Here is a 22339-nt window from a genome sequence, read left to right on the forward strand (position 1 = left end):
CCCAATACATTGTTCTTAATTAAGCTTGCACTTGGTTTCCGGCCTGTCCACGCCCAGCGTATCGAGTTCCGAGAACTGATGCAGGAAACCCTCCTGCGGTGATGTGGACACGACGCCGTGACCATCGCCGATCAGAATCGGCTGGCGCAGCTGCCAGTTCCAGTTGCGGAAACTGAGTTTTTGCCCCTTGAAGGCCGCTATTGAAAAGTCGTCCGCCTTGATGAAAGTCTCGACCTGTTTGGGGTCGTTTCCCTTTGACCGCGTGATTGCCTCTCCCAATATTCGCACTGCAGTCCAAGCCTGCATGTCCTTCGAAAGCATCCGCCGGCCCGTTGCCTTGTCGAAACGGTTCTGAATCTGTGATCCGCCCCATTGTTCGCTGGCGGGGTGCCAGCTTGAGGGAACCAGTCCGGCCGTTCCCGCTACCGGCCGGGGCGTCCAGGTCCGGTAAGGCACGTAGCTGCCGAAAACCTCGCTCTCGTCGGCGACGATGACCACATCGTGTTCCGGCAGGTTCTGGGTGAATACCGGCATCTGTTTTTGCACCTGGATGACGCCTGTATCGGTCCTGCGCGCCGTGCCCTTGTCCTCGTAAAGCCGCTCTTCGACGATCGTTGCGCCGAAACGTGTGGCCGCGCGGCGGATAGCATCGGCGTAGAGCTTGTCGCGATCGTGCGAGCCATAGAGCAGCACCCATTTGCGCCATTGTTTCCAGACGAGGTATTGCGCCAGTCCGTCGGCGAGCATGCTTCGCGTCGGTGCCGTGTGGAAGACGTTCGAGCGGCATTCCTCCTCGCGCAGACTGTCATCCGTAGCGCCGACATTGAAAAGAAGGACGCCGCTATCCTTGGCAAGATCGGCAATCGACAGCAATTGCTTGGCGGAAATGTCGGTCAGGATGAACTTGTCGCCGCGGGCGAGCATTTCCTTGAACACGGGCACCACATCAGCGTCGAACTTCGTCTCGGTTACATCCAGCGCAAAACTCTGGCCCAGAAACTTGCCGGTCGTATTATTGTCGTTGATGGCGACATTGGCGCCGGCCACGCCCTCGTCCCGGGGCGGTATATCGAGTACGGATAGTGCCAGTTGCGGTTCGTAGGCGCGAAGATAGCCAATGCGCGTTTCAACCACTGGTTTTGCAGGTTTATTCGTCGCAGCCTGCTGCGCTGGTACCGCGGACACGTTGACGAAGAGCAAAAAAAAGCCGAATAAAACTGAGAGAGTGTTTGGCACCGTACTCTTCATGATCATACCATTCAGACTGCCGCCATTCACGTGATGGCGGTCGCTTAAGAACAGAGGTGCCCGTAGTGTTTTTAAACAACCCCGCCATAATCTCAACCCTCGGTGTCAACTTTTCTTTGACACCAGGCAAGATTCACAAGCTGCTTCGGGGGTTGCTCTGATGACACAAATGCTGGCGAGCGTTCAAGATGTTCTCGAGGCGGAAATCGTCTTCCAGAATGGTGCGGATATCATCGATCTGAAGGATCCGGCGAACGGTGCACTTGGCGCGGTTGCACCGTCCAAGCTTATGGAAGTTATCGATTTTATTGCGGGAAGGCGGCCCGTCAGTGCCGCTTGCGGCGATCTTCCCATGCAACCTGAAGTCGTTCGCACAAAGGTTGAGGAATTCGCCGCAACCGGCGTGGACTATATCAAGATCGGGCTCTTCGCGTCAGGCAATTTAGCCGGCTGTTTGGAAGCGCTGAAGCCGCTTGCGTCACACAAAAAATTGATCGCGGTGCTCTTTGCCGACTACCGCGATACGTACGGCGAAAATCTGTTCGAGGAGCTGTCTTCCTCCGGTTTTCATGGCGTGATGATTGATACAGCAGACAAGTCGAAAGGCCGGTTGCTGGACCACATGACACCTGACCAGATCGGCAAATTCATCAAGGATGGCCAGTCGCACGAATTGAGGGTCGGCGTTGCCGGATCGCTCGAAGCGCCGGATATCCCGCGTCTGTTGGCCTATGCCCCGGATTTTCTCGGTTTCCGCGGTGCGCTGTGTTCAGGTCTCGATCGCACTGCGCCGATCGATGCGCAGGCAACAGCGAAGATTCGCGGCCTGATCCCGGAGGCTCTTGAGACAAGCGCCCCTCCCGGCGTCGACTACAAGTTGCTCGCCGCGCGCGGCTACTTCCCGGATCCTGCCGAGGCCGGGCTTGGTACCGACAAGATATTCGTCCGTGATTTCGTTTTGCCCGTCCATATTGGCGCCTATAGTTTCGAGCATGGCAAGGCGCAGAAGGTCCGTTTCGATGTGTCGGCCGATGTTCTACGGGTGACGCGCAATCCGGAAGACATGCGCCATGTCGTTTCCTACGATCTCATCATGGACGGCATTCGCGCCATCGTCGCGCGCGGCCATATCGAGCTTGCCGAAACGCTGGCTGAACAGGTTGCGGCTTTCGTTCTGGAAAATCCGCGCGTGACCCGCGTTGTCGTGCGGGCCGAAAAGCTGGAGCTTGGACCCGGCGGTGTCGGTGTAGAGATCGAGCGGAAAAACGATGTGAAGAATTCATCGGCCAAACCCCGGCCGATCCATGTGCACGGAGGCCGGAAATCCTCATGAAGCCCATCGTCGTCAAGCTCGGAGGCAGCACGGCGGGCCATGCGGAAATGCAGCGCTGGATCGATCTTCTGGCGAGCGCATCCTTTCCGCTGGTCATCGTGCCGGGCGGCGGTCCTTTCGCCGATCAGGTGCGGAGCTCACAGAAGAGTCTTGGATATTCGGACGATGCGGCGCATGCGATGGCCATCCTCGCCATGGACCAGTTCGGCATCGCCATCGCCGAGCGGCATCCGCAATTGCGGGTGGCACGGTCGACAGTCGAGATTGAAGATGCGTTCAAAGCCGGCCTGACACCAGTCTGGCTACCATCATCGATGACCTTGCGTGCGGTGGATATACCGTGTTCATGGCAAATCACGTCGGATAGTTTAAGTGTCTGGTTGGCCCGGCAATTGCACGCGGACGACCTGCTGCTGGTCAAGCAGACCGACGAATACACCCATTACGCAACTGTGCGGGAACTTGCCGCCGCCGGCATTGTCGACAGCATGCTGCCGGACATGCTGGGCAAGGGCGCGAACCTTCATGTCGCTGGTCCCGCGATGCTCGATACGCTCGATTTGCCCTTGGCATCCATCCCCGGACGCAGGATCATGCGGCACAGACAGACTGAAGCCATGGGTGCGCAATGACGAGACTGCATACGCCGCGCTGGGCCTGGGCGTTGACCGGTTCGGGCCATTTCTTTGTGGAAAGTTTCGAGCTGATCCGCACACTCGAGCACTGCGATGTTTTCGTCTCGAAGGCGGCGAACGAAGTCCTGCGCATGTACAAGCTCAAGCTGGATTTTCCCGAAACGACGCGTGTCCTGCACGACAAGACGGCAAGTTCCGTGCCCATTGGCGGGTTTTATACCGGCGTCTACCACACCGCCGTGATAGCGCCGGCCACATCCAACACGGTGGCAAAGTGCGTCGCCGGTATTTCGGATTCGCTCCCCACCAATGTCTATGCGCAGGCGGGAAAGTGCCTCGTGCCGTCCATCGTCTTTGCCTGCGACACGGCGCCCGAACTTGAAACCATGGCGCCGAGCGGCATGGTCAAGGTCTATCCGCGCCCGATCGACCTGGAAAACACCGCAAAGCTCAAGACCTATGAACGAACCAGGGTCGTCGAGTCGCTGGCCGAACTCATAGAAACGATTACCGCTCGCCAAAAGGTGATCTCCGGCGATGGCTGAGCGGTTGCTGTTCCTGACCGGGCATCTTGCCCGTGCACGGCTGGAGCGGATCCTCGCCGATCTAGGTAAGACAGCGTTTACCTACGAGATCGTCGATATCGGCGTGAAGGTCGCGGCGCTGATGACCGAGGATATCATTGCGCGCCGTCTGAAGCTGCCGGTATCCGCCGATCGCATCATCCTGCCCGGCCGCTACCGCGGAGATCTCGACAGTTTGAGCCAGCGTTTCGGCATTCCATTCGTCCGTGGTCCCGATGAAGTCGCCGATCTCCCGGTCTTTCTCGGGCGTGTCGGCAAGCCCATCGATCTTTCCAAGCATGACATGCGCATCTTTGCCGAAATCGTCGATGCTTCGGCGCTGTCGCTCGATGCGCTTATGCAGCGTGCAACACATCTTGCCGCTGCCGGTGCCGATGTCATCGACCTCGGCTGCCTGCCGGAAACCCCGTTTCCGCACCTGGCCGATGCCGTTCGCGCCATGAAAGGTCAGGGGCTCAACGTCAGTGTCGATTCAGCCAATCTCGAAGAGCTCGAAACCGGCGCTGCGGCCGGTGCGGACTATCTCCTGAGCCTCACCGAACATACTATCGGTCTCGCCATCAAATATGGCGTCACGCCTGTTCTCATTCCTTCGAACCCCGGCGATCTCGATTCGCTGGGCCGCGCCATCCAAGCAGCGCAAGCTGCGAACATCGCCTTCATCGCCGATCCTGTTCTCGACCCGATCCATTTCGGTTTTTCCGCCTCGCTCGGGCGCTTTCTAGAAGCGCGCCGCCGCTGGCCGGATATCCCGATGATGATGGGCACCGGCAATCTCACCGAACTCACTGACGCCGACAGTTCCGGTGTCACCGCCCTGATGGCGGGAATCTGCTCCGAGCTGTCGATCGGCAATGTGCTTGTCGTCAATGTCAGCCCGCATACGATCCGCACAGTCGAGGAGCACGATAGCGCGCGCCGCACCATGTTTGCTGCAAGGCAGGATCATGCCCTGCCGCGCGGCTACGATGCCGGTCTGCTGCAGGTGCACGACCGCAAGCCTTACCCGAACAGCGTCGAGGATATTGCCGCGCTCGCTGCCGACGTGCGCGATGCAAATTTCCGCATCATGACCGCCCCGGATGGCGTGCACATCTTCAACGGCCAGGGCCACAGGATCGCTCAGGACGCATTTGAACTTTTCCCGGGTCTCGGCGTTGAGAATGACGGCGCGCACGCCTTCTATCTGGGTGCGGAACTGACCAAGGCGGAAATCGCCTGGAAGCTGGGCAAGCGCTACGCGCAGGATGAACCGCTTTCCTGGGGCGCGGCTGCTCCTGGCAAGCAACAGGACCGATTGCGGTTGGCGGAGGCAGGGCACACTTTGAAAGCGAAAAAGGACAGGACGCAGTGACCTACATCAAGGAAACCATCGTCACTACAGTCGATGATAAAGGCGTTGCGCACATTGCACCGCTCGGAATCATCCAGCACGAGGATGGCTGGGTGATCGCGCCTTTCCGCCCGTCGAAAACGCTTGAAAATCTCGCCGCCATTCCGTTCGCGATCGCCAATTATACCGACGACATGCTGATCTTCGCCGGTTGCCTGACCGGCCGCAAAGATTGGCGCACCGTTGCAGTGAAGAACTGCCCGGTGCCCCGATTGGAGGCAGCACTCAGTCATGCGGTGCTCAAGGTCGTCTCCATCGATGAAGATGCCATACGCCCGCGCCATTTCTGCAAGGTGGTTTCCGAGGCCACGCACGCGCCGTTTACCGGGCTCAACCGTGCCAAGGCTGCCGTGCTTGAACTTGCAATCCTCGTCAGCCGCCTTTCCATGCTGCCAGCGGAAAAGGTGGAGGCCGAGATCGCCTATCTCAGTATCGCGATGGAAAAAACTGCCGGGCCGGATGAACATCAGGCATGGTCCTGGCTGATGGAAAAGGTCAAGGATCACCAGGATGCAGCGGATGCGAAAGGCAAGGAAGCCGTGCATCATCATGGTCAGATTTAGGACGTTTCGGGTTCTGGCTGAAACGCACCTCTCTCTCCGTCATCCTCGGGCTTGACCCGAGGACCCATTGGGATGTGAAAATCGCAGCGCTGCGTAAAATGCGCCGTGACAAGGGTCTCGCAGGCCTACGCGCCAGTTTGGTGATCCAGGTACTCAAGCAACGCGACGGCCGCTGCAGGCGCTGCCTTGCTGGCGTCGTCGCGAGCATCCCCGACGGCAGGAATCAACGACCCGAAATCGATGTAAGGGCGATCCATGCGTTTCGCCAATTGCATGATTTGCGCCCGCCCGATGCCCGCTCCTATGACCGGCGCAGCGTGATCCAGCTTGCGCGCAACGCGAAAAGCCCCATCGTGGATCATGCGCAGCTGATGTTCGCTGAACCAGCGCGCAATATCGAGCCATTCGTGCTCTTCAAGGTCGCCACTGTCGCGCCCGACCATACGCGCTATGCGTTGAATGGAACCCGCGACGGTCTTTGGCAGCCGGTCCGCCGAAGGATATTTGTCATCCGCCTCGTCCAGCGTGCCGAGAATGCGGCCGAGATCAGCAGTATTGGCAAAATATTCGTTCATCAACGGCGTCATGTGTCCGCGCACCGGTACCAGTGCGGCGATGCCGATCAGCGCGGAACGGGCAAAACCCGTATAGACCAGCTCACCGGTCAAGAGCCGCTCGGCATCGGAATATCCGTCATTGACCAGCACGCCATCCTTGAACGCAAGAATGTCGGTGGTCGTTGAACCCATATCGACGAACAGACCGGTGCCCGTCAGCTTCGCACTCAGGCTTGCGGTGGCGTGCCAGTTGGCAGAGGCGATATCGCTGCCAAGGCTGCGCGCTGCACGCACATCGCAGAACCCAGATCGACCCGCATAGATCAGTGTGTTCTCAACGCCGAATTCTTCCTCGATAAAGTCCAGCAAGCCGGCAATTCCCGCGTCGCGCGAGGCGAATGTATCGGACAATTCGCCGGTCATGGTGAAGACATTGATATTGCCTTCGCCCCGCAGCGGAGCGATCTCTCGCAATGCCTCACGCGTCTGCTCCAGCCCGAGCCAGAGCGATGTCTTGAAGATTTTCGCCGAGACGATCTCGCCATCCAGGCACTGCGCCATCTTGAGATGAGCGCCGCCGATATCCCAGCCGGTAACAAGAGCCTTTCCTTCGTTGGCAAATCGGGATTTCATGGGCGCATCATTCCTTGGATCATACCCGTGCATATCATTCCGGTACTCGACATAAAAGATGGTCTCGTGGTGCGCGCGCGCCTGGGCGATCGCGATTCCTACCGGCCCATCGAAACCCCGCTTAGCCCAACCGCCGATATACTCGATGTCGCGACTGGCTTGCGCAAAGTCTATCCCTTTTCGGCTTTCTATGTCGCCGATCTCGATGCGATAGAGCGCCGCCGGGCAAGTTCCCTGGACCAATTGCAGCCATTGGTGTCGAACTCGGATATCTGGCTAGACGCCGGTTTTAACGATCGGGAGCAACTGGAAATCGCGCTTGCGACAGACGGCATCTGGCCCGTCCTTGGCTCCGAATCCCAAATTGATTCGTCGTTGCTGGAGGCCTGCCACTCCAACGCGCGCCTGGTTCTCTCGCTGGATTTCCGGGGCGACGCGTTCCTTGGTCCCCGATCGATTCTTGAAAACGCAAACAACTGGCCATCGCGCATTATCGTCATGACGCTTGGCCGCATCGGGGCCAATTCTGGTCCCGATTTCGAGCGCCTGACAGAGATCAAGCGCCGTGCCGGACATCGTGCGGTGATCGCCGCCGGCGGGGTGCGCAATGTGCATGATCTTGAACGATTGCAAGCTATAGGCATCTCGGCGGCACTCGTGGCAACGGCGCTGCATAGCGGTGCGCTGACACCCGAGACGGTCTCGTCTCTGATGCAGAATGAAAATCGGGGATGAAGCAGTGGAAGAAGGGGGTGTCCCCCTTCTTCATGTCTAGAAGCCCAGACTTTTTGCCAACCGGCGCAACAGACCCTCCGGTTCCACAGAGGGTTTGCTCTGTGCGGGGTTGTCTCGTGTCTAAGCGCTGAATGGATGCTTGACTGAATCGCGCTGCGCGGTTGCTTCGGCGGCAGTCGGCTTGCCCGTCACTGCGCGCTGAAGCGCTTCCTTGGTTGCACGATAGTTGAAGTCCTGGATCTTCGCGTCGTCTTCTGCTTCCCAATGGATGAAGACGCCGACGCAGATGAACAGATCGTCAGCCTCGTCCGCTGGAATGGTGCCATCGGCAACACTGTCCTGAACCGCTTTAGCCACTGCATGCTGCGCAGGTCCGAACATCTGGACCGCCTGTTTGGCGCCCTTGATCGTAACCTTGTTGAACAAAATCGTATTCGGCTTGCACGCCATATTCGGCGCAATAACCGCAAGAAGGGAAGTGAACCCGTCCTTGTTGTTCGTCAGTGCATTGCAGAATGCCGTCTCGACAGCGCTGCCACGCGGTCCGATCAGAAGATCGATGTGCGCGACTTCATTTCCATCGCCAATCAGCGATTCGCCAACCATAACCTTATTGATTTTTGCCACGGCCAATTTCCTCCTAAACCGTTTTCCCAATGGTTTGTCCAAAGACGCCGTACCTCGAGACACGACTCTCGATGGACAGCTATCCTTGTTCACAGCACCCTTCGAGCGGGGTCGGTTGGCCAGATAGCAGCGGACGAAATCCGCTGGGGAAATTCAAGCATTTACCTCGCCATTATGCAAGAGAGAGTTGAGTCCAAATGCAAAAAGCGTCGCGACTGTCAGGTCCGCCGAGGTTCCGGGATTGATGTTGTCGGCTTTCAATTGGGCGTCGAAAGCAAGAAGCAATTTTTCGCGCTCTTTGCCATCGTTAAGAACTTCGACCTGCGTCAGAATTTGTTGCGCTTGCTTTTGTGTTTTTCCAGCAAATGCACTGCCGTGCTTGCGGACAATATGGCTGTCGGGAAATGCCGAAAGGAAAAACAGATAGGTAAAAACGACTGGCCACATCGCGTGCTCGCCCCGATCTGCAGCAGCATTGTAAGCCTTGAGACCACCGTCAAAAATGTCGGCAAATCCGCTGACATATTGCCGGGCAATCATGTCGCGATCCGCAGCTTCGCCCATCGCTTCCAGCAGTGACACCTCCGGGACAGTCGAGACATCATGTTTGGGCGCGGAGCCGAGGCCACCGGGCTGCGCCAGCATGATCGCCGAAAAGACATCGCGCGCATCCTCAACGTCCAGTTTTTGAAGGATCGTGACAAGGTCGCGTTCAAGGTCTGGCCCGCCATTTGCCGCCGCTTTGGCCAAGGGAACACATAGAAGCAGGATACCGAGATTGGTGTTGGTTCCGACCTTGCGGCGAGTCTCCCTGACCGCGCCAAGAATGCGTTGTCCGGTGGAAAGGGCGGGGTCCGTTACCGCCTGCGATGAAGCCTGCGCGCTTTCGAAAAACTGCTCGGCACTCATGCGGTGACCGTCGGCAAAACGATGCACATTGCCGGGCTTCAGTGCGTCGATCTCCCGATAACAGGCATCGATATAGGCGCGCCTTATCTGTTCGCGCGTCGCGGTCACGCGGCCGGTCTCTCGTCGAGTTCGTCCTCGATCCAAGCCGCCAGGGCGTTGGCGATGCAATCGGCGATGCGCACAGGGACGACGGATTGCAGCCCGGTCCAGGCGGGCATGCTGTTGACCTCGAGAACAAGCAATTTGCCGTCGGCTGCCGGAATGATGTCGATGCCGGCGAAGTCGGTGCCGATGGCTGCGGAAGCCGCAAGCGCAAGGCTTTCCAGCTTGGCGCGCAACGGCCCTTCGACAGCCTCCGCCTTCGCCCCTTTGGCAATATTGGTGATCCAGCCTTCAGCCCGCCGCGCCATCATGCCCAACACTTCGCCATCGCAAGTGAAAACGCGATAGTCACAGTAAGGGGGTCCAGGGCGCGCCACAAAACGCTGCAGATAATAGACATCATCGACTTCTTCCGGCTCCGGCAGGTCCTCGATGCTACGGATCAGGCGAATGCCTTTCCCTTGCGAGCCGAACAGCGGCTTCAACACCAGTGGACCGTGCACGAGCTCGCGGGCCGCAACCAACCGGGCATTGGCGACGCTTTCCACAGCAAAGGTTTCCGGTGTCGGCAGTCCTGCCTGTGCCAGCAGGAACGTGGTGGTGGATTTATCGACGCAGCGCTCGATGGCCTTGGCCGAGTTCCATACGGGAACGCCAAGATGCGCAAAAGCATGCAGGATGCCGAGACGGCGGGTGATCGCCTCGAATGTGCCCGACGAAATCGACCGCACGATCACTGCTGCGGGCAGGGCTCCGTTCAAGCGCGGGATCGCAATGCCGGAGGGATAGCGGCTGTCGAAGCCGATATCCACCAGCGGCAGCGCCAGGACGTTGAACCCGAGCTTTCGTAATGAGGCGCGCAGATGTTTCACCTGGCGGTCGGGCCGGTCCGAAAGGATCAGTATCGTATCTGTCATGTCTGCGTCTCAGAGCCCGTTTTGCAGTAGAGTTTCGGTGCGGGCTCTCAGCCCAGGGATTGTTCCAGCATTGCGTCGTGAATTCCGCCGTGACGGAACGTATCACCGGTTTCGATCGCTGTAACGATCACCTCGGCGGGGCTGAACAGACGCGGATCGATGGCATAGAAATCCCCTTTGAACTTCTTGAAAATATCGGCAAATGGCTGGCCGTGGTCGCGAGACGTATGGCTCGGCAGTTGCTCCGCCAGGTTGCGCGCCGCTTCAGCGCTGCCCTTGACGAACAGCTGGACGGTTCCGCCGTAGATGATGGCATCATTGGTCCGGCCCATGGCTTGCAGGAAGTCAGGATGCGGCGCGGGGATCGGCGCGCGGCCTGCACCATCGACAATATCGGCCAGCGGGAATTTGAGGTCGTGCGCCTTGTGCAGCGCGACTTCGAGCACGCGCCCGACAATCTGCACTGCGCCCGTCAGGCTTTGCGTCGGAGCATAGATGAAAGTCAGCCTGTCAGGCGCAAGCCCTGTCGCCTTCGAAACTTTGTCGATGATTGCAGCCGGCGGCGGGGTCGAGGTCTCAAGCACGATCACGGATGATTGAGCCTCGGGTTCGCGGTAGGCGATTTCCTCGAAAAGCGGCTCCACCCGTGCCAGCGCACGCACGGGACCGGAACCCATGGCGAAGTACTTTTCGTGCGAGAGATTCCACCCGGCATACTGGCTGGCAAGGCAGGCGAGAACCGGTTGCGACGAGCGGACATTGACAGAATAGGGCCACTTGCCCGCGCTCAGCCCTGCCGAAACGGTTCCAAGCCCGCCGAGGCAGATTTCGACGATACGCAGGGCGGCTTCGATGCCGCCTGGACTGTTTGCGCCCGCATCGATCAAATGCTCGCCGAGGCTTCCGCGACTGTGACTGACGCCGAGCCGGTCCGCATCCTCGATCATGCTGTCGGCTATGCGTTGCGCGTTTCTGTTCAGATAGGCATGACCGTCCCTCATGGAAAATCCCCCCTCCAGTTAACTGCGAGCTCCTTGACGCGGCTCTTCACGGCGCGCATCGCTGCTGCAGCGGAAGGAGCCGTGGCAAAAACCGTGCAGACAGGGTCGCCTGCTTCAAGTGTTGTTCCTGACATCTGATGATCCGCCGTCAGCGCCGGCCAATCGATTTTCGGAAAGGCGCTGATTGCTTTCGCCGTGTAAGCGATCGCCGAAGCGGTCGAGCCCCTATAGGCGGGCAAGGTTACGTTGGATCCCATGACGGCGCGTAAGTGTTCGCGCAGCAGCGGGGTCTGGTCGCTATCGAAAATATCAAGTGTCGCGCCCGGGCGCGGATTGATCTCGATCAGATGCAGGCCGGCATCGCCATCGATAAAATCCGCGCTGTTGAGGCCGGCAAGGTTGGTGCGCTTCGTCAAAGCCGTCAGCCATTCCTCGATCCGGGCTGCCTTGTTTTTGTCGTAGCGCCGCAGTCGCACCGCGCCGCCATAGCGAAATGGCGTGTGCTCCGAAGGAGACGACCATTGCCGGCTGAAGCCCACAATGTGCGCCTCCTGCCTGTCGGCGAGAAAGAGCGCGGAAAGGTTCCTGCCCGGAATGAAGCGCTGGAAATAATGTTCGTATCCGGACGCATTGCCATTGGCGGGCTTTACATGCGACCCACCTGCACCGCCGGCGAGCTTGGTCAGCCAGTCTTGCGGATGTTCCGGAGCATCGAAGCGAATATCGGGATGCGGTATCAAGAGCTCGGAACATAGTCGCGCCAGTCCGGCCGGATCCTTCACCAGGCGGACCGTTTTCGCAGTATTACCCGCGATCTGGAACTGGCATGAAATCGCCTCGATCATCTCTGGCCTGCGCTCGAAGCCTGAGCCATAGATCACAGCCACCGGCTGGTCGTCGCCTGCAAGTTCAGCCAGCGCCCGGGTGATCCGCTCCTCGTCGATCCCGCTCTGCAGGCTGCCGGAAAGTTTCAATGCGCGCTCCGCCAGTGCCAGCGTATCGGCATCGTTGAAAAGGTCGGCGACCAGTGGCCGGAAACCCGCACGCCGCGCTGCCGCTGCCAGAGAGCGTCCGGAAATCGCGGCGATCAGGATCGCGGGATTATTTGGCGAGGTCGCGAGCAAGGGTGAATGCATCCCGAAAATCAAAGATGACCGGCTTTTTCGCCTTGATCATCTGTTCGAACAAACCGGCTTGCGTCTTGTATTTGACGTTGCCGATGGAGAGTGGACCAATGCCGACGGCCTGTGTCGCATCGAGCGGCTCGCCATTGGCATTGACTTTCAAGCCCTCGATACCCGCCGGCGGGACGGCATTCACATCAGCGGCGACGAGAAGCCCGCCCGCAGAGCCGAGCTGCGCTCGCGAAATCACCTGAATGCCGGCCTTTGCCGCCGCCAGCACGACTTCCGTGCCCTCCACGATTGCAGCCTTTTTCGCTTCCGTCGAGCCGTCGGCAGGCTCGACTGTTACGCCAAACCGCTGCTTGATCGATGCCGCAATCTCCTGCACGCGCTCAATGCCATCGTGCCCCACGATCGTCACCCGCGCACCCTGTTCGGCCGCGATGACCGCTGTGCAATAGCCGACGACACCCGTCGCGCCGAAGACTGCCACCGAGGTTCCGTTCAATTCGCGGTCATGGTGCTTTATCAGCGCCTTTTCGACCTTGGCGACCATCGCCGCCGCCGTGGTGAACGAGCCTGCCGGATCGGCGAAAACCGATATTTCAAAGGGTGGCACCATGGCTTTCTTCGCCGCATCGAGCATGTCGAGCGCCGTCGGCGCATCCTTGCCCGCAAGGAAAATGCCTGTCGCAACACCCGCATCCGGCGGGCGCGAAAAAATCGCGTCCTGGACGAGATTGCCGACATCGGCAAGGGTGACATCCGTATAGGGGACTACGGCGTCGTAGCCTGCATCGAGCGCCATATTGACGTCGAACGGGCTCATTTGCCGAAGTGGTGTCAGCATGTGAAGGATGGTTTTGCGGCTCACTGTTTCCGCTCCTTGTTGATAATGGGCCCTGAACTTAAGCTGTTGCGAAGTTTAATGTGGTGTGCGTGATATCCGCACCCGCGTTTCGGCCGGCAACGATCTGGATGGTGGTGCCGGGCGACCGCCCACCGATCGCATCGACAATGCGCGTCGCCTCCGTCTGCGAGGCGGCAAAGGCGAAACCCGTCGGTCCCCATGAGCTCTGGCCGATACCCACAGCACCTGCCTGTGCCAGCTGCCGTATGGCGGCTTCGACATGCTTGCTGGTGAAGACGCCGCCCTGCGCCGGTGCAAAATAGTTGCCGATCTCGGCCTGGATCGCTTCCACAGCGCGGCCGAACGATGAGAGATCCTGTTCGAACAGCGCCGGCATGATACCCATCAGCACATGGCGGCAGATTGCAGCCGAGGTTTCGACCGGGAACGGCGGTAATGTCCGGAAGGCTTCGATCTCGGCCTCGCCATGGATGCCTTGCGTCGAGGCATCGAAGACGAGGATGATGCGCCAGGCTTCGGGAAAAGGTATGCGCGAAATGACGGTGGGTGCCGCGCTGCCAGCGCCTTTGCCCGCATCGACGATCACGCCACCTTCTTCGAATGCAGCAATACCGATGCCGGAACGAGAGCCGCGTCCGAGCAGGACTGCGTCGTTGACAGCGTCGAGCGGCAGACCATGCAGCGTGCGGATGGCAGCCGCGACAGCCAGCGCGATCTGTGTGCCGGAACCGAGGCCTATATGCCGCGGGATCGCTCGCTGCACATTGATACGGTGTTGCGCCTTGATGCCGAGATGATTGCACAGTGTCAGGGCATGCTGTTCGATGCGCGCCTGTTCGTCACCTTGAACCTGTGTCTCGGCCGAACGGGAAATCGTCAGGACTGTCGCGATATCCTGCACAGGCAAGCCGACGCTGCCGAAGCGGTCGCTGCCAGAACGCGGTATATCGAGAAAGCCGAGATGAAGGCGCGCCGGGACTTTAATGGTGACGGATTCCGACATTTGCTATTCTTTACACAATCTCAAAAATCGGGCCCTGCACTATGATATCGTCTTTCGACCGAGGTGCAAGCATCATGAATGAAGAAGTGGAGTATCGGCCATGACCGACGAGAAGAAGCCCAAGGAAAAGGTATATTCCGAAAGCGAAATCAACGAAAAGCTCAAGGCGGATTTGCCGCACTGGCGCTATGAGAACGGCTGGATTCGCCGCAAGTACAAGACCCATGGCTGGAAGTCGACCCTGATGGTGATCAACACCGTTGGCCACCTCGCCGAAGCCGCCTGGCATCATCCGGATCTGAAGGCCTCCTACGCATGGGTCGAGGTCCTGCTTCAGAACCATGCTGCCAAGGGCATTACCGACAAGGATTTCGAGCTCGCAGAAAAAATCGAGAGTGTCGTTCACTGGCAACCGGGCAAGGAGGCGGGATCGCTGGAAGGAACGCCGCAAACCGACCAGCGCTTCGCCTACGTTAAGTACGACGATTGATCTCAAATATTTTACACACCGACGGGATGTGACGAGATTCGCGATCCTGACGAGGCGAAAACGGTGGTTTTCGAGAACCGGAGCGAAGCGTACTTGAAGGTACGTGAGCACCGGATCGCAGAAAATGCCGTTTGCAGACCGTCATGGCGTGAATATCGGCGCATTCCTGGGGTTCACATTCGAAAAAAAGGTCGCTAAGTTCAGGCAGGCACCAGAAAGTTGCGGAATATGTCGGTTGCATGGATTGGCAGCCAGCCGGTACCTTTGACGGATGCTGTTCGGAATGCTGCAAAGCTTCTGGCGTCCAGCCGCTGTCCAGTTTTCACCCTCGATGCGGATGTGCATGGTACGCGCAGTGCCATAGCGCTCGCCGAAAGGTTAGGTGGCGCTTACGATCATGCCGCAGGCGATTTGCTTGCCAAAGAGGTTGCGTTGTTCACCGATCACGGCGGCATGTTCACGACGCCGGGAGAAGCGCGCCGCCGTTCGAGCCTGATCGTCATCGTCGGCGAAATTCCCGTCGCCCATCACGAACTCCTGCGGGCCTGGGCGGATTCGCAGCCGGATCTCGGCGACAGGCAAAAGCGCAGCTGGTTCCATATCGATGGAACCGAAACGGCCGAAGCTGGCAAGCTCGCCCGCAAGTTGAAAGCGATATCACTGCGCGGAGAGGTTCTGTCCCTTCCTGCCGCGCTTGGCGTGCTTCGCGCCGGGCTGCAGGGCCAGCGCATTGCTGCCTCCTTGACCAATATCGACCGTTTCAAGAAGGCCCTGACCACGGCGCAATTCCCGGTGTTCGTCTTCTCGGGCACGTCGGGCGAAACCGCCGGCCTCGTCATGCTGCAGGGCTTGATCGCCGACCTCAACAAGACCGGCCGCGCCAGCAGTGTGTTTCTGCCCGCCGATGACGACGCGTGGGGCACCGCGCTCACCTCGCTATGGATGACGGGCTTTCCGCCCCGAACAGGTTTCTCGAATAGCCTCCCAAGCTATGACCCCGGGCGATGGGACATCCAGCGCATGATCCGCGACAAGGAAGCGGACCTTCATGTCTGGATGTCGACGAGAGGCGGCGAAACTCCCCCTCGGGGGGGAAAGATCCCGCTGATATCGCTGAGCAAAACCAATGCTCCAACGTCGGGCGCCAAAATCACGATTTCCGTCGGCAAGGCCGGCATTGATCATGATGGCGTTTCGTACTCAAGCCGGACCGGCACATTCAGGGCGGTGCAGGCCGCCCAGCCTTCGCAACTGCCGAGCGTCTCGAGCATCATAGGTCAACTCGCGGAAGCTCTTCCGGGCAAGAAGGCTCTGCCATGCTGATCCGTCTTACCGGCGGAGAGGTCGTCGATCCCGTCAACGGCGCAACCGCAAAGCGCGACGTCTGGATCAGGGACGGCCTGCTCGTCGATGCGCCGAAGGGTGCGACGGCGGATGAGACGCACGATGTCTCCGGCTGCATCGTCATGGCTGGAGCCATCGATATCCATTCGCATATCGGCGGCGGCAATGTGAACACCGCGCGTCTGCTCTTGCCCGAACATCACCGCTCGCACCTGCCGCGCCCGGCCAATACGCCACTGTCGAATGCCGGCTGGTCGACCTTCCAGACTGGCACGCTCTACGCGCAGATGGGCTTCACGACCGTTGTCGAGCCGGCGATGGCGCCGTATACCGCTTTGCATACGCATCTCGAACTCGCCGACATCCCGATCATCGACAAGGCGACGCTTGCGATCCTCGGCAATGATGATTTTACCCTGTCGCTCCTCCGCGATAGCAAATCCAAGGCGATGCTCGACGATTATGTCGCCTGGGTCATCGGATCGACCCGCGCCCTCGGTGTAAAGGTCATCAATGCCGGTGCGGCGGCGGCCTTCAAGGAGAATGTCCGCTCGTTCTCGCTCGATGATACCGTGCCGGAATATGGCGTCAGCTCGCGCAAGATCGTCAAGTCGCTGCAGGCATCGGTGACGCGGCTTGACGTTCCGCATCCCTTGCATGTGCACGCCAATAATCTCGGCATTGCCGGCAGTGCCGATACGGCCGCCGCAACAATCGCCGCCACGGAAGGTGTGCCGCTGCATCTCGCCCATCTGCAGTTCTATGGCTATGGCACCGAGGGCAAGCGTAAATTCTCGTCGGAAGCGGCGCGGCTGGCGGAAGCCGTCAACGCTAATCCGGATGTCACAATCGACATTGGCCAGGTGATGTTCGGCCAGACGGTGACCATCTCGTCGGACGTGATGCGGCAGTTTTCCGCGATCGGTAATGCCAGCCCGAAAAAGACCGTGATTCTGGATGGCGACGGCAATGGCGGCGGCGGCATCGTGCCCTATCGCTACAAGCAGGACTATTACGGCTCGCTGCAATGGGCGGTAGGCCTCGAGCTTTTCCTGCTCATCACCGATCCATGGCGCGTGTACTTCACCACCGATCATCCGAACGGTGCGCCCTTCACCGCCTATCCGGAACTCTTCGAACTTTTGATGAGCAGCAATGCCCGCGATGCGAAATCCACGGAGCTCAATGCAACGGCGCTCGGGCTGACGACGCTCGCCTCGGTGCGCCGCGAATATACGCTGGAAGAGATCGCCATCATGACCCGCGCAGCTCCCGCCAAGCTCCTCGGCCTCAAGGATCGCGGTCACCTCGGGGCAGGGGGCATTGCCGATATAGCGGTCTATCGCAAGGGTAGGGACATCGCAAAAATGTTCCGCGAAGCGGCGCTGGTTTTCAAGAATGGCGATCTCGTCGTCAAGAACGGCAAGGTCACCCATTATCGCTGGGGCAAGACCCTGCGGCTCAATCCGCCACCGGACAAGGCGATGGTGAAGCGCATGCAAGCCTACCACGAAGAGCGCTATGGACTCTCGCTCGACTGGTTCACCTTCCCGGATTCCGCTATCCAGCGTCCGGACCCGTTTGCGGAGGTGGTTTCATGAACGAGATGCATCAACTGAACCGCAATGGCGTCGTTATCGACGATACTTTTGCCGAAGCCTTCGGCATGCGCGCCACTGCGATCATCATCACGGCGCCCACATTGAAATGGGCGCGGCAAGCCGCCATCACCATGACTGGCTATGCCACCTCGGTCATCGGCTGCGGCTGCGAGGCGGCAATCGACAGGGATCTGCCGGCATCGAAAACCCCGGATGGCCGGCCGGGTTGCCGTGTCATGATTTTTGCCATGGGCACGGACGAGTTGCAGAAGCAGTTGAAAAACCGCCTCGGCCAATGTGTGCTGACATCGCCCGGTAGCGCCTGCTTTGCCGATCTTGAAGGAACGGCGCCGCTCGATCTCGGCAATGCGCTGCGCTACTTCGGCGACGGTTGGCAGATATCGAAGAAGTTTGGCGGCAAGCACTATTGGCGTGTGCCGGTGATGGATGGCGAGTTCCTGTGCGAGGCGACAACGGGGCTGACCAAGCTTGCCGTTGGCGGCGGCAATCTTCTGCTCCTTGCTGCCGATAACGCCAAGGCCCTGCGCGCAGCGGAACGCGCCGTAGCCGCCATTGAAAAAGTTCCCGGCGCGATCATGCCGTTCCCGGGAGGTGTCGTCCGGTCGGGCTCGAAAGTCGGCGGCAAGTATAAGGGCATGATGGCCTCGACCAATGATGCTTTTGCGCCGACCCTGCGCGGCCTCGTCAACTCTGCGCTAACGCCGGAGGTTAATGCAGTGCTGGAGATCGTCATCGATGGCGAGAACAACGACGCTGTGACGGCTGCCATGCGCGCAGGTCTGAAGGCGGTCATCGAACTTGGCCCCAAGCGAGGTGCGGTTCGGATCAGCGCCGGTAATTATGGCGGCAAGCTCGGCAAGTTCCACTACCACCTGAAGGATCTGCTGCCATGAAAGCGCTGACCTTCTCGCTGCTTGCCGAACCGGAAGAACGCCTCGACCTGTCGGCCTTGACACCGGCCGGGCTGGCCGGGTTGACGGATGTGCAGATCGCCAAGCTGCGTATCGGAACTACCCGCGATCCCGCCCTGGTGGGCGATATGTTCAAGGTCACAGGCAAAGATGCGCAGAGCATCGTTTTCGAGGGTGGCAGCGCGCGCTTCGACAAGGTCGGTACCGGGTTGAGCGGTGGTGCCATTCGCGTCACTGGCGATGTCGGTCTTGAGGCGGGCAGGAAAATGTCCGGCGGTTCTCTGCTCATTGACGGTAGCGCCGGCAACCATGCGGGTTCGGGTATGGTCGATGGCCGGCTTGAGATCAAGGGCAATGCCGGAGACTATCTCGGCGGGCCGCTCGCTGGTGAAATCACCGGCATGGAAGGCGGCTTGCTGATCGTTCGCGGCAAGGCCGGGAATTATGCAGGTGAGAGACTGCGTCGCGGTATCATTGCCATCCTCAAAGGTTGTGGTGACTATGCCGGCTACCGCATGATCGCCGGGTCGATTGTCGTCGCCGGCCGCGTCGGTGCGATGCCAGGCTACCTGATGAAACGCGGCTCCCTGTTCCTGGACCGCCGTCCGGAAAATCTTGCCCCGACCTTTGTTGACTGCGGTGAAACCGACATCGCTTTTTCGGGCGTGTTCGACCAGTTTCTTATCCAGGAGAAAATCATGGACAAGCCGCTGCTCGGAACAACACCGGGCAAATTTGGCGGCGACGTTGCCGTGTCCGGCAAGGGCGAGATTCTGTTCCGGCGCGGCAGGTAAAAAAGCAATCTCGATTGGTAGTGGAGCAGTGCGTGGTTCGACAGGCTCACCATGAGGGAGGTGAGTTGATAGCAATGACAATCGCCAACGTTTAGGTATCGACACCTTTAGGTATCGACACGTTTGAGGTATCTCCATCCTTTCAGGATACTTGCAACCAACCCACCTCCCTCATGGTGAGCATCCTGAGCCTGTCGAAGGGCGAACCACGCACATGGCGGTGTTGCCAAGCCCACCCGCCACGTAAAAATTGGCCTGCAGACCCCAATAAAAAAATTAAAGAAACGCTCGTTCAATTAATCTGCCGCCGGATTGCTGGAAACTGCCATTCTCGAGGTTTTGAAAGGTGTTTTTGGGGGCAGATATCGCGCGTCTTCTTGCGATTCTCATGCACGAATGCCGGAATCTCATACAAGAAACCTCGAATCTGCTGCAAGAATCTCAACCGGCGCGTTTAATCTAATTGTATGAAGTTGTGAGAAACCCGCAAATCGGCGGGAGGGAGGAATTCGACGGCTGGCAATCGGTGGAGTCTCGCTTATAACGGGATAGTAACGCTCAATGTCTTCCAAAGAAGAAAGTTGACGAGGTGACAGACCGGGCATCGCCACTCGCGCCATTCAGACATGATATTTTCAGAACTGTCTGGCTCGCGAGTCTTTCCTCCAATTTCGGTTCCCTGATCCAGTCAGTCGGCGCGGCCTGGATGATGACAACCATCTCCGATTCAGTCGATATGGTCGCGCTGGTTCAGGCTTCGACGGCACTGCCTATCATGTTGTTTTCGTTGGTATCCGGCGCTCTTGCCGACAATTTCAACCGTCGCCGGGTGATGCTTGTCGCGCAGTGTTTCATGCTCGGCGTATCGGTTTTTCTAACCTTGTTTTCTCACTTCAACCTGATCACGCCATGGTTGCTGCTTTGCTTCACTTTCTTGATCGGGTGCGGAACGGCGCTGAACAACCCTTCATGGCAGGCGTCGGTGGGGGATATGGTACCGCGCGATGATTTGCCGAATGCGGTCGCATTGAACAGCATGGGCTTCAATATTACCCGCAGCGTTGGCCCGGCTATCGGCGGTGTGATTGTGGCTATAGCGGGCGCCGCGGCGGCGTTCGCAGTCAATACTATAAGTTATTTGCCATTGATTTATGCATTGTTCCGCTGGCAGCCGAAATACGACGCCAATCCCTTGCCGCGCGAGACTTTGGGGCGGGCGATTTCCGCCGGTTTGCGCTACGTCGCGATGTCCCCGAACATCGGAAAAGTGATTTTTCGCAGCTTCATTTTCGGCCTCTCCGCCAGCGCCGTTCTCGCTCTTTTACCATTGGTGGCGCGTGATCTCGTTCATGGCGGCCCGCTGGTTTACGGCGTCATGCTCGGCTCCTTCGGCATCGGCGCGATCGCCGGTGCATTGATCAGCGCGCGTCTGCGGGAATATTTGTCGAGCGAAGCCATTGTTCGCATTGCTTTTATTGGCTTCGCAGTGAGTGCCGGTCTCACCGCAGTCAGCAGCAATGTCTGGCCGACCAATGTCGCATTGCTGCTTTCCGGTGCATGCTGGGTGCTTGCGCTTTCGCTGTTCAACGTGACGGTCCAGCTCTCGACGCCGCGCTGGGTCGTCGGTCGCGCCTTGTCGCTTTATCAGACGACTACCTTTGGCGGCATCGCCGGCGGCAGCTGGCTATGGGGTGTTGCAGCGGGCGAGTATGGCGCAGACAGGGCACTGCTCGCTTCAAGTATAGTCATGTTGTTCGGCGCGGCAATTGGCCTGCGCTATGCTTTGCCTGAGTTTAAAACGCTCAATCTCGATCCGCTCAATCGGTTCAGCGAGCCGCTGCTGAAACTCGACCTGAAACCGCGCAGCGGCCCCATCGTTATCATGATAAATTATGTTATCGCCGAGGACGATGTCCCTGATTTCCTTGAGGTTATGGCGGCGCGGCGGCGGGTCCGCATTCGCGATGGGGCAGGGCATTGGGCGCTGATGCGCGATCTGGAGAACCCTGAAATCTGGACCGAAAGTTACCACACGCCGACCTGGGTCGAGTATGTGCGTCACAACCAGCGGCGAACCCAGGCTGACGCCGCCATCGGCGACCGGATCCGCGCGTTGCATCGCGGTCTGTCGGAACCGCGCGTGCATCGCATGATCGAGCGCCAAACCATCCTGCCGCACGATATCGCCGCGCACAAAACACCGATTGATCTGTCCTGATAACGTTAAATTGCTCAATACATTCATATTGTTGTTGCATGCGGGGCTTAGAAAGCCGCCAAACGATTCATATGCAAACAAGAGGCGTTGAAGATGAGCGAAAAGATGCTGGGGATTGCCCCGACAATTCACCCGACGGCTACCGTGCGGGATAGCACGCTGGGGCAATATACCGAGGTTGGCGCGCGCACGGCCATCGCCGAAACGGAGTTCGGCGACTACAGCTACATCGTGCATGATGGCTCGATTATTTACGCGAAGATCGGCAAGTTCTGTTCCATCGCGGCATTTACCCGCATCAATCCGGGAAACCATGCAACGTGGCGCGCCAGTCAGCATCATTACAGTTATCGCTCACGCCAGTTTGGTTTTGATCTTGGCGACGACGATGAATTCTTTCAATGGCGTCGCGATCACAAGGTGATTATTGGCAACGATGTGTGGATCGGTCACGGAGCAGTTATCATGCCGGGTATTACCATCGGAGATGGGGCCGTCGTTGGTTCTTCCGCGGTGGTAACCAAGGATGTCGAGCCATATAAGATTGTTGCTGGCGTGCCGGCAAAATTCATCAAGCGCCGCCATCCGGAAATACTTGCGGAAAAGTTGATCTCTCTCGCTTGGTGGGACTGGAGTCACGAAAAGCTTGGAGAAACGCTTCCCGATATGCGTGCCCTGAGCGCCGAGGCCTTTGTCGAGAAGTATAGTACTTGAGAATACTGGCG

22 protein-coding genes are annotated in these 22339 nt (G+C 58.9%); 13 read left to right on the forward strand and 9 right to left on the reverse strand.

Translation table 11 applies throughout. From position 1 onward, the window contains the following. Positions 1–15: 15 nt before the first annotated feature. Positions 16–1134, reverse strand: coding sequence for a lanthanide ABC transporter ABC transporter substrate-binding protein PedA1 (gene pedA1 / locus FHS21_RS11800; RefSeq protein ID WP_512699168.1), 1119 nt, complete (start codon positions 1132–1134; stop codon positions 16–18). A gap of 274 nt (positions 1135–1408) precedes the next feature. On the opposite strand from pedA1, the gene FHS21_RS11805 reads away from it, so the two are divergent. From FHS21_RS11805 to FHS21_RS11825, 5 genes are read left to right on the forward strand one after another with little or no spacing between them, the layout of a single operon-like run. Then, positions 1409–2581, forward strand: coding sequence for a (5-formylfuran-3-yl)methyl phosphate synthase (locus FHS21_RS11805; protein ID WP_112551384.1), 1173 nt, complete (start codon positions 1409–1411; stop codon positions 2579–2581). Next, positions 2578–3213: an amino acid kinase family protein gene (locus FHS21_RS11810; RefSeq protein WP_112529097.1), complete on the forward strand. Its 636-nt coding sequence runs from the start codon at positions 2578–2580 to the stop codon at positions 3211–3213. Before FHS21_RS11805 ends, FHS21_RS11810 begins: the two co-directional genes overlap by 4 nt. Next, positions 3210–3761, forward strand: a complete 552-nt coding sequence (locus FHS21_RS11815; protein ID WP_112529099.1) for a flavoprotein — start codon at positions 3210–3212, stop codon at positions 3759–3761. Before FHS21_RS11810 ends, FHS21_RS11815 begins: the two co-directional genes overlap by 4 nt. Continuing rightward, positions 3754–5154: a DUF6513 domain-containing protein gene (locus FHS21_RS11820; protein WP_112529101.1), complete on the forward strand. Its 1401-nt coding sequence runs from the start codon at positions 3754–3756 to the stop codon at positions 5152–5154. The genes FHS21_RS11815 and FHS21_RS11820 overlap by 8 nt, the downstream gene beginning before the upstream one ends. Continuing rightward, positions 5151–5756 (forward strand): DUF447 domain-containing protein, encoded by a 606-nt coding sequence (locus tag FHS21_RS11825; protein ID WP_112529103.1) that lies wholly within the window; start codon positions 5151–5153, stop codon positions 5754–5756. The genes FHS21_RS11820 and FHS21_RS11825 overlap by 4 nt, the downstream gene beginning before the upstream one ends. Positions 5757–5881: 125 nt before the next feature. Here the strand turns inward: FHS21_RS11825 and FHS21_RS11830 are convergent, their stop codons facing one another. After that, positions 5882–6946, reverse strand: a complete 1065-nt coding sequence (locus FHS21_RS11830; RefSeq protein ID WP_112529170.1) for a hydantoinase/oxoprolinase family protein — start codon at positions 6944–6946, stop codon at positions 5882–5884. Positions 6947–6973: 27 nt separating this feature from the next. Here FHS21_RS11830 and FHS21_RS11835 point away from each other — a divergent pair, with 27 nt between their 5' ends. Next, the gene (locus FHS21_RS11835; protein WP_162701898.1) at positions 6974–7681 is read left to right on the forward strand and encodes a HisA/HisF-related TIM barrel protein; all 708 of its coding nucleotides are present in this window, start codon (positions 6974–6976) and stop codon (positions 7679–7681) included. Between the two features lie 120 nt (positions 7682–7801). Here FHS21_RS11835 and fae read toward each other — a convergent pair whose 3' ends face one another. The 7 genes from fae to FHS21_RS11870 all read right to left on the reverse strand — a co-directional run bounded on the left by fae (position 7802) and on the right by FHS21_RS11870 (position 14235). Next, positions 7802–8308, reverse strand: coding sequence for a formaldehyde-activating enzyme (gene fae, locus FHS21_RS11840; RefSeq protein WP_112529174.1), 507 nt, complete (start codon positions 8306–8308; stop codon positions 7802–7804). A 153-nt stretch (positions 8309–8461) separates the two neighbouring features. Further along, positions 8462–9325, reverse strand: coding sequence for a triphosphoribosyl-dephospho-CoA synthase (locus FHS21_RS11845; protein ID WP_112529105.1), 864 nt, complete (start codon positions 9323–9325; stop codon positions 8462–8464). Continuing rightward, the gene (locus tag FHS21_RS11850) at positions 9322–10236 is read right to left on the reverse strand and encodes an ATP-grasp domain-containing protein (protein ID WP_112529107.1); all 915 of its coding nucleotides are present in this window, start codon (positions 10234–10236) and stop codon (positions 9322–9324) included. The genes FHS21_RS11845 and FHS21_RS11850 overlap by 4 nt, the downstream gene beginning before the upstream one ends. A gap of 47 nt (positions 10237–10283) precedes the next feature. Then, positions 10284–11237 (reverse strand): methenyltetrahydromethanopterin cyclohydrolase, encoded by a 954-nt coding sequence (gene mch, locus FHS21_RS11855; protein ID WP_112529109.1) that lies wholly within the window; start codon positions 11235–11237, stop codon positions 10284–10286. Further along, a complete protein-coding gene (locus FHS21_RS11860) occupies positions 11234–12373 on the reverse strand; it encodes an ATP-grasp domain-containing protein (protein ID WP_162701899.1) in 1140 nt (379 codons plus the stop codon). The genes mch and FHS21_RS11860 overlap by 4 nt, the downstream gene beginning before the upstream one ends. After that, entirely contained in the window at positions 12339–13235 is an 897-nt protein-coding gene (locus tag FHS21_RS11865) for an NAD(P)-dependent methylenetetrahydromethanopterin dehydrogenase (RefSeq protein WP_112529111.1), read from the reverse strand. The genes FHS21_RS11860 and FHS21_RS11865 overlap by 35 nt, the downstream gene beginning before the upstream one ends. A 34-nt stretch (positions 13236–13269) precedes the next feature. Further along, a complete protein-coding gene (locus FHS21_RS11870) occupies positions 13270–14235 on the reverse strand; it encodes a beta-ribofuranosylaminobenzene 5'-phosphate synthase family protein (RefSeq protein WP_112529113.1) in 966 nt (321 codons plus the stop codon). 100 nt (positions 14236–14335) lie between these two features. On the opposite strand from FHS21_RS11870, the gene FHS21_RS11875 reads away from it, so the two are divergent. The 7 genes from FHS21_RS11875 to FHS21_RS11905 all read left to right on the forward strand — a co-directional run bounded on the left by FHS21_RS11875 (position 14336) and on the right by FHS21_RS11905 (position 22328). Then, on the forward strand, positions 14336–14725 hold the full coding sequence (locus tag FHS21_RS11875; protein WP_112529115.1) for a 4a-hydroxytetrahydrobiopterin dehydratase: 390 nt from the start codon (positions 14336–14338) through the stop codon (positions 14723–14725). Between the two features lie 228 nt (positions 14726–14953). Then, entirely contained in the window at positions 14954–16048 is a 1095-nt protein-coding gene (locus FHS21_RS11880) for a molybdopterin-binding domain-containing protein (RefSeq protein ID WP_112529117.1), read from the forward strand. Then, complete coding sequence (locus FHS21_RS11885; protein ID WP_183661954.1) at positions 16042–17670, forward strand: formylmethanofuran dehydrogenase subunit A; 1629 nt, start codon at positions 16042–16044, stop codon at positions 17668–17670. The genes FHS21_RS11880 and FHS21_RS11885 overlap by 7 nt, the downstream gene beginning before the upstream one ends. Positions 17671–17675: 5 nt before the next feature. Further along, on the forward strand, positions 17676–18584 hold the full coding sequence (gene fhcD / locus FHS21_RS11890) for a formylmethanofuran--tetrahydromethanopterin N-formyltransferase (RefSeq protein WP_112529178.1): 909 nt from the start codon (positions 17676–17678) through the stop codon (positions 18582–18584). Continuing rightward, on the forward strand, positions 18581–19396 hold the full coding sequence (locus FHS21_RS11895; protein ID WP_183661955.1) for a formylmethanofuran dehydrogenase subunit C: 816 nt from the start codon (positions 18581–18583) through the stop codon (positions 19394–19396). The genes fhcD and FHS21_RS11895 overlap by 4 nt, the downstream gene beginning before the upstream one ends. 589 nt (positions 19397–19985) lie before the next feature. Further along, positions 19986–21614 (forward strand): MFS transporter, encoded by a 1629-nt coding sequence (locus tag FHS21_RS11900; RefSeq protein ID WP_112529123.1) that lies wholly within the window; start codon positions 19986–19988, stop codon positions 21612–21614. Between the two features lie 93 nt (positions 21615–21707). Continuing rightward, entirely contained in the window at positions 21708–22328 is a 621-nt protein-coding gene (locus FHS21_RS11905; RefSeq protein ID WP_183661956.1) for a DapH/DapD/GlmU-related protein, read from the forward strand. The last annotated feature ends 11 nt before the right edge of the window (positions 22329–22339 follow it).

The organism is Phyllobacterium trifolii (genome assembly GCF_014192095.1).
Classification (GTDB): domain Bacteria; phylum Pseudomonadota; class Alphaproteobacteria; order Rhizobiales; family Rhizobiaceae; genus Phyllobacterium; species Phyllobacterium trifolii.

Excerpts from the sequence above, each read along its gene's own strand:
- FHS21_RS11805 (WP_112551384.1), top strand. The coding sequence starts at position 1,409 with ATGACACAAATGCTGGCGAGCGTTCAAGATGTTCTCGAGGCGGAAATC.
- FHS21_RS11810 (WP_112529097.1), top strand. The coding sequence starts at position 2,578 with ATGAAGCCCATCGTCGTCAAGCTCGGAGGCAGCACGGCGGGCCATGCG.
- FHS21_RS11815 (WP_112529099.1), top strand. The coding sequence starts at position 3,210 with ATGACGAGACTGCATACGCCGCGCTGGGCCTGGGCGTTGACCGGTTCG.
- FHS21_RS11820 (WP_112529101.1), top strand. The coding sequence starts at position 3,754 with ATGGCTGAGCGGTTGCTGTTCCTGACCGGGCATCTTGCCCGTGCACGG.
- FHS21_RS11830 (WP_112529170.1), bottom strand. The coding sequence starts at position 6,946 with ATGAAATCCCGATTTGCCAACGAAGGAAAGGCTCTTGTTACCGGCTGG.
- FHS21_RS11850 (WP_112529107.1), bottom strand. The coding sequence starts at position 10,236 with ATGACAGATACGATACTGATCCTTTCGGACCGGCCCGACCGCCAGGTG.
- mch (WP_112529109.1), bottom strand. The coding sequence starts at position 11,237 with ATGAGGGACGGTCATGCCTATCTGAACAGAAACGCGCAACGCATAGCC.
- FHS21_RS11860 (WP_162701899.1), bottom strand. The coding sequence starts at position 12,373 with ATGCATTCACCCTTGCTCGCGACCTCGCCAAATAATCCCGCGATCCTG.
- FHS21_RS11870 (WP_112529113.1), bottom strand. The coding sequence starts at position 14,235 with ATGTCGGAATCCGTCACCATTAAAGTCCCGGCGCGCCTTCATCTCGGC.
- FHS21_RS11875 (WP_112529115.1), top strand. The coding sequence starts at position 14,336 with ATGACCGACGAGAAGAAGCCCAAGGAAAAGGTATATTCCGAAAGCGAA.
- FHS21_RS11880 (WP_112529117.1), top strand. The coding sequence starts at position 14,954 with ATGTCGGTTGCATGGATTGGCAGCCAGCCGGTACCTTTGACGGATGCT.
- FHS21_RS11885 (WP_183661954.1), top strand. The coding sequence starts at position 16,042 with ATGCTGATCCGTCTTACCGGCGGAGAGGTCGTCGATCCCGTCAACGGC.
- fhcD (WP_112529178.1), top strand. The coding sequence starts at position 17,676 with ATGCATCAACTGAACCGCAATGGCGTCGTTATCGACGATACTTTTGCC.
- FHS21_RS11895 (WP_183661955.1), top strand. The coding sequence starts at position 18,581 with ATGAAAGCGCTGACCTTCTCGCTGCTTGCCGAACCGGAAGAACGCCTC.
- FHS21_RS11905 (WP_183661956.1), top strand. The coding sequence starts at position 21,708 with ATGAGCGAAAAGATGCTGGGGATTGCCCCGACAATTCACCCGACGGCT.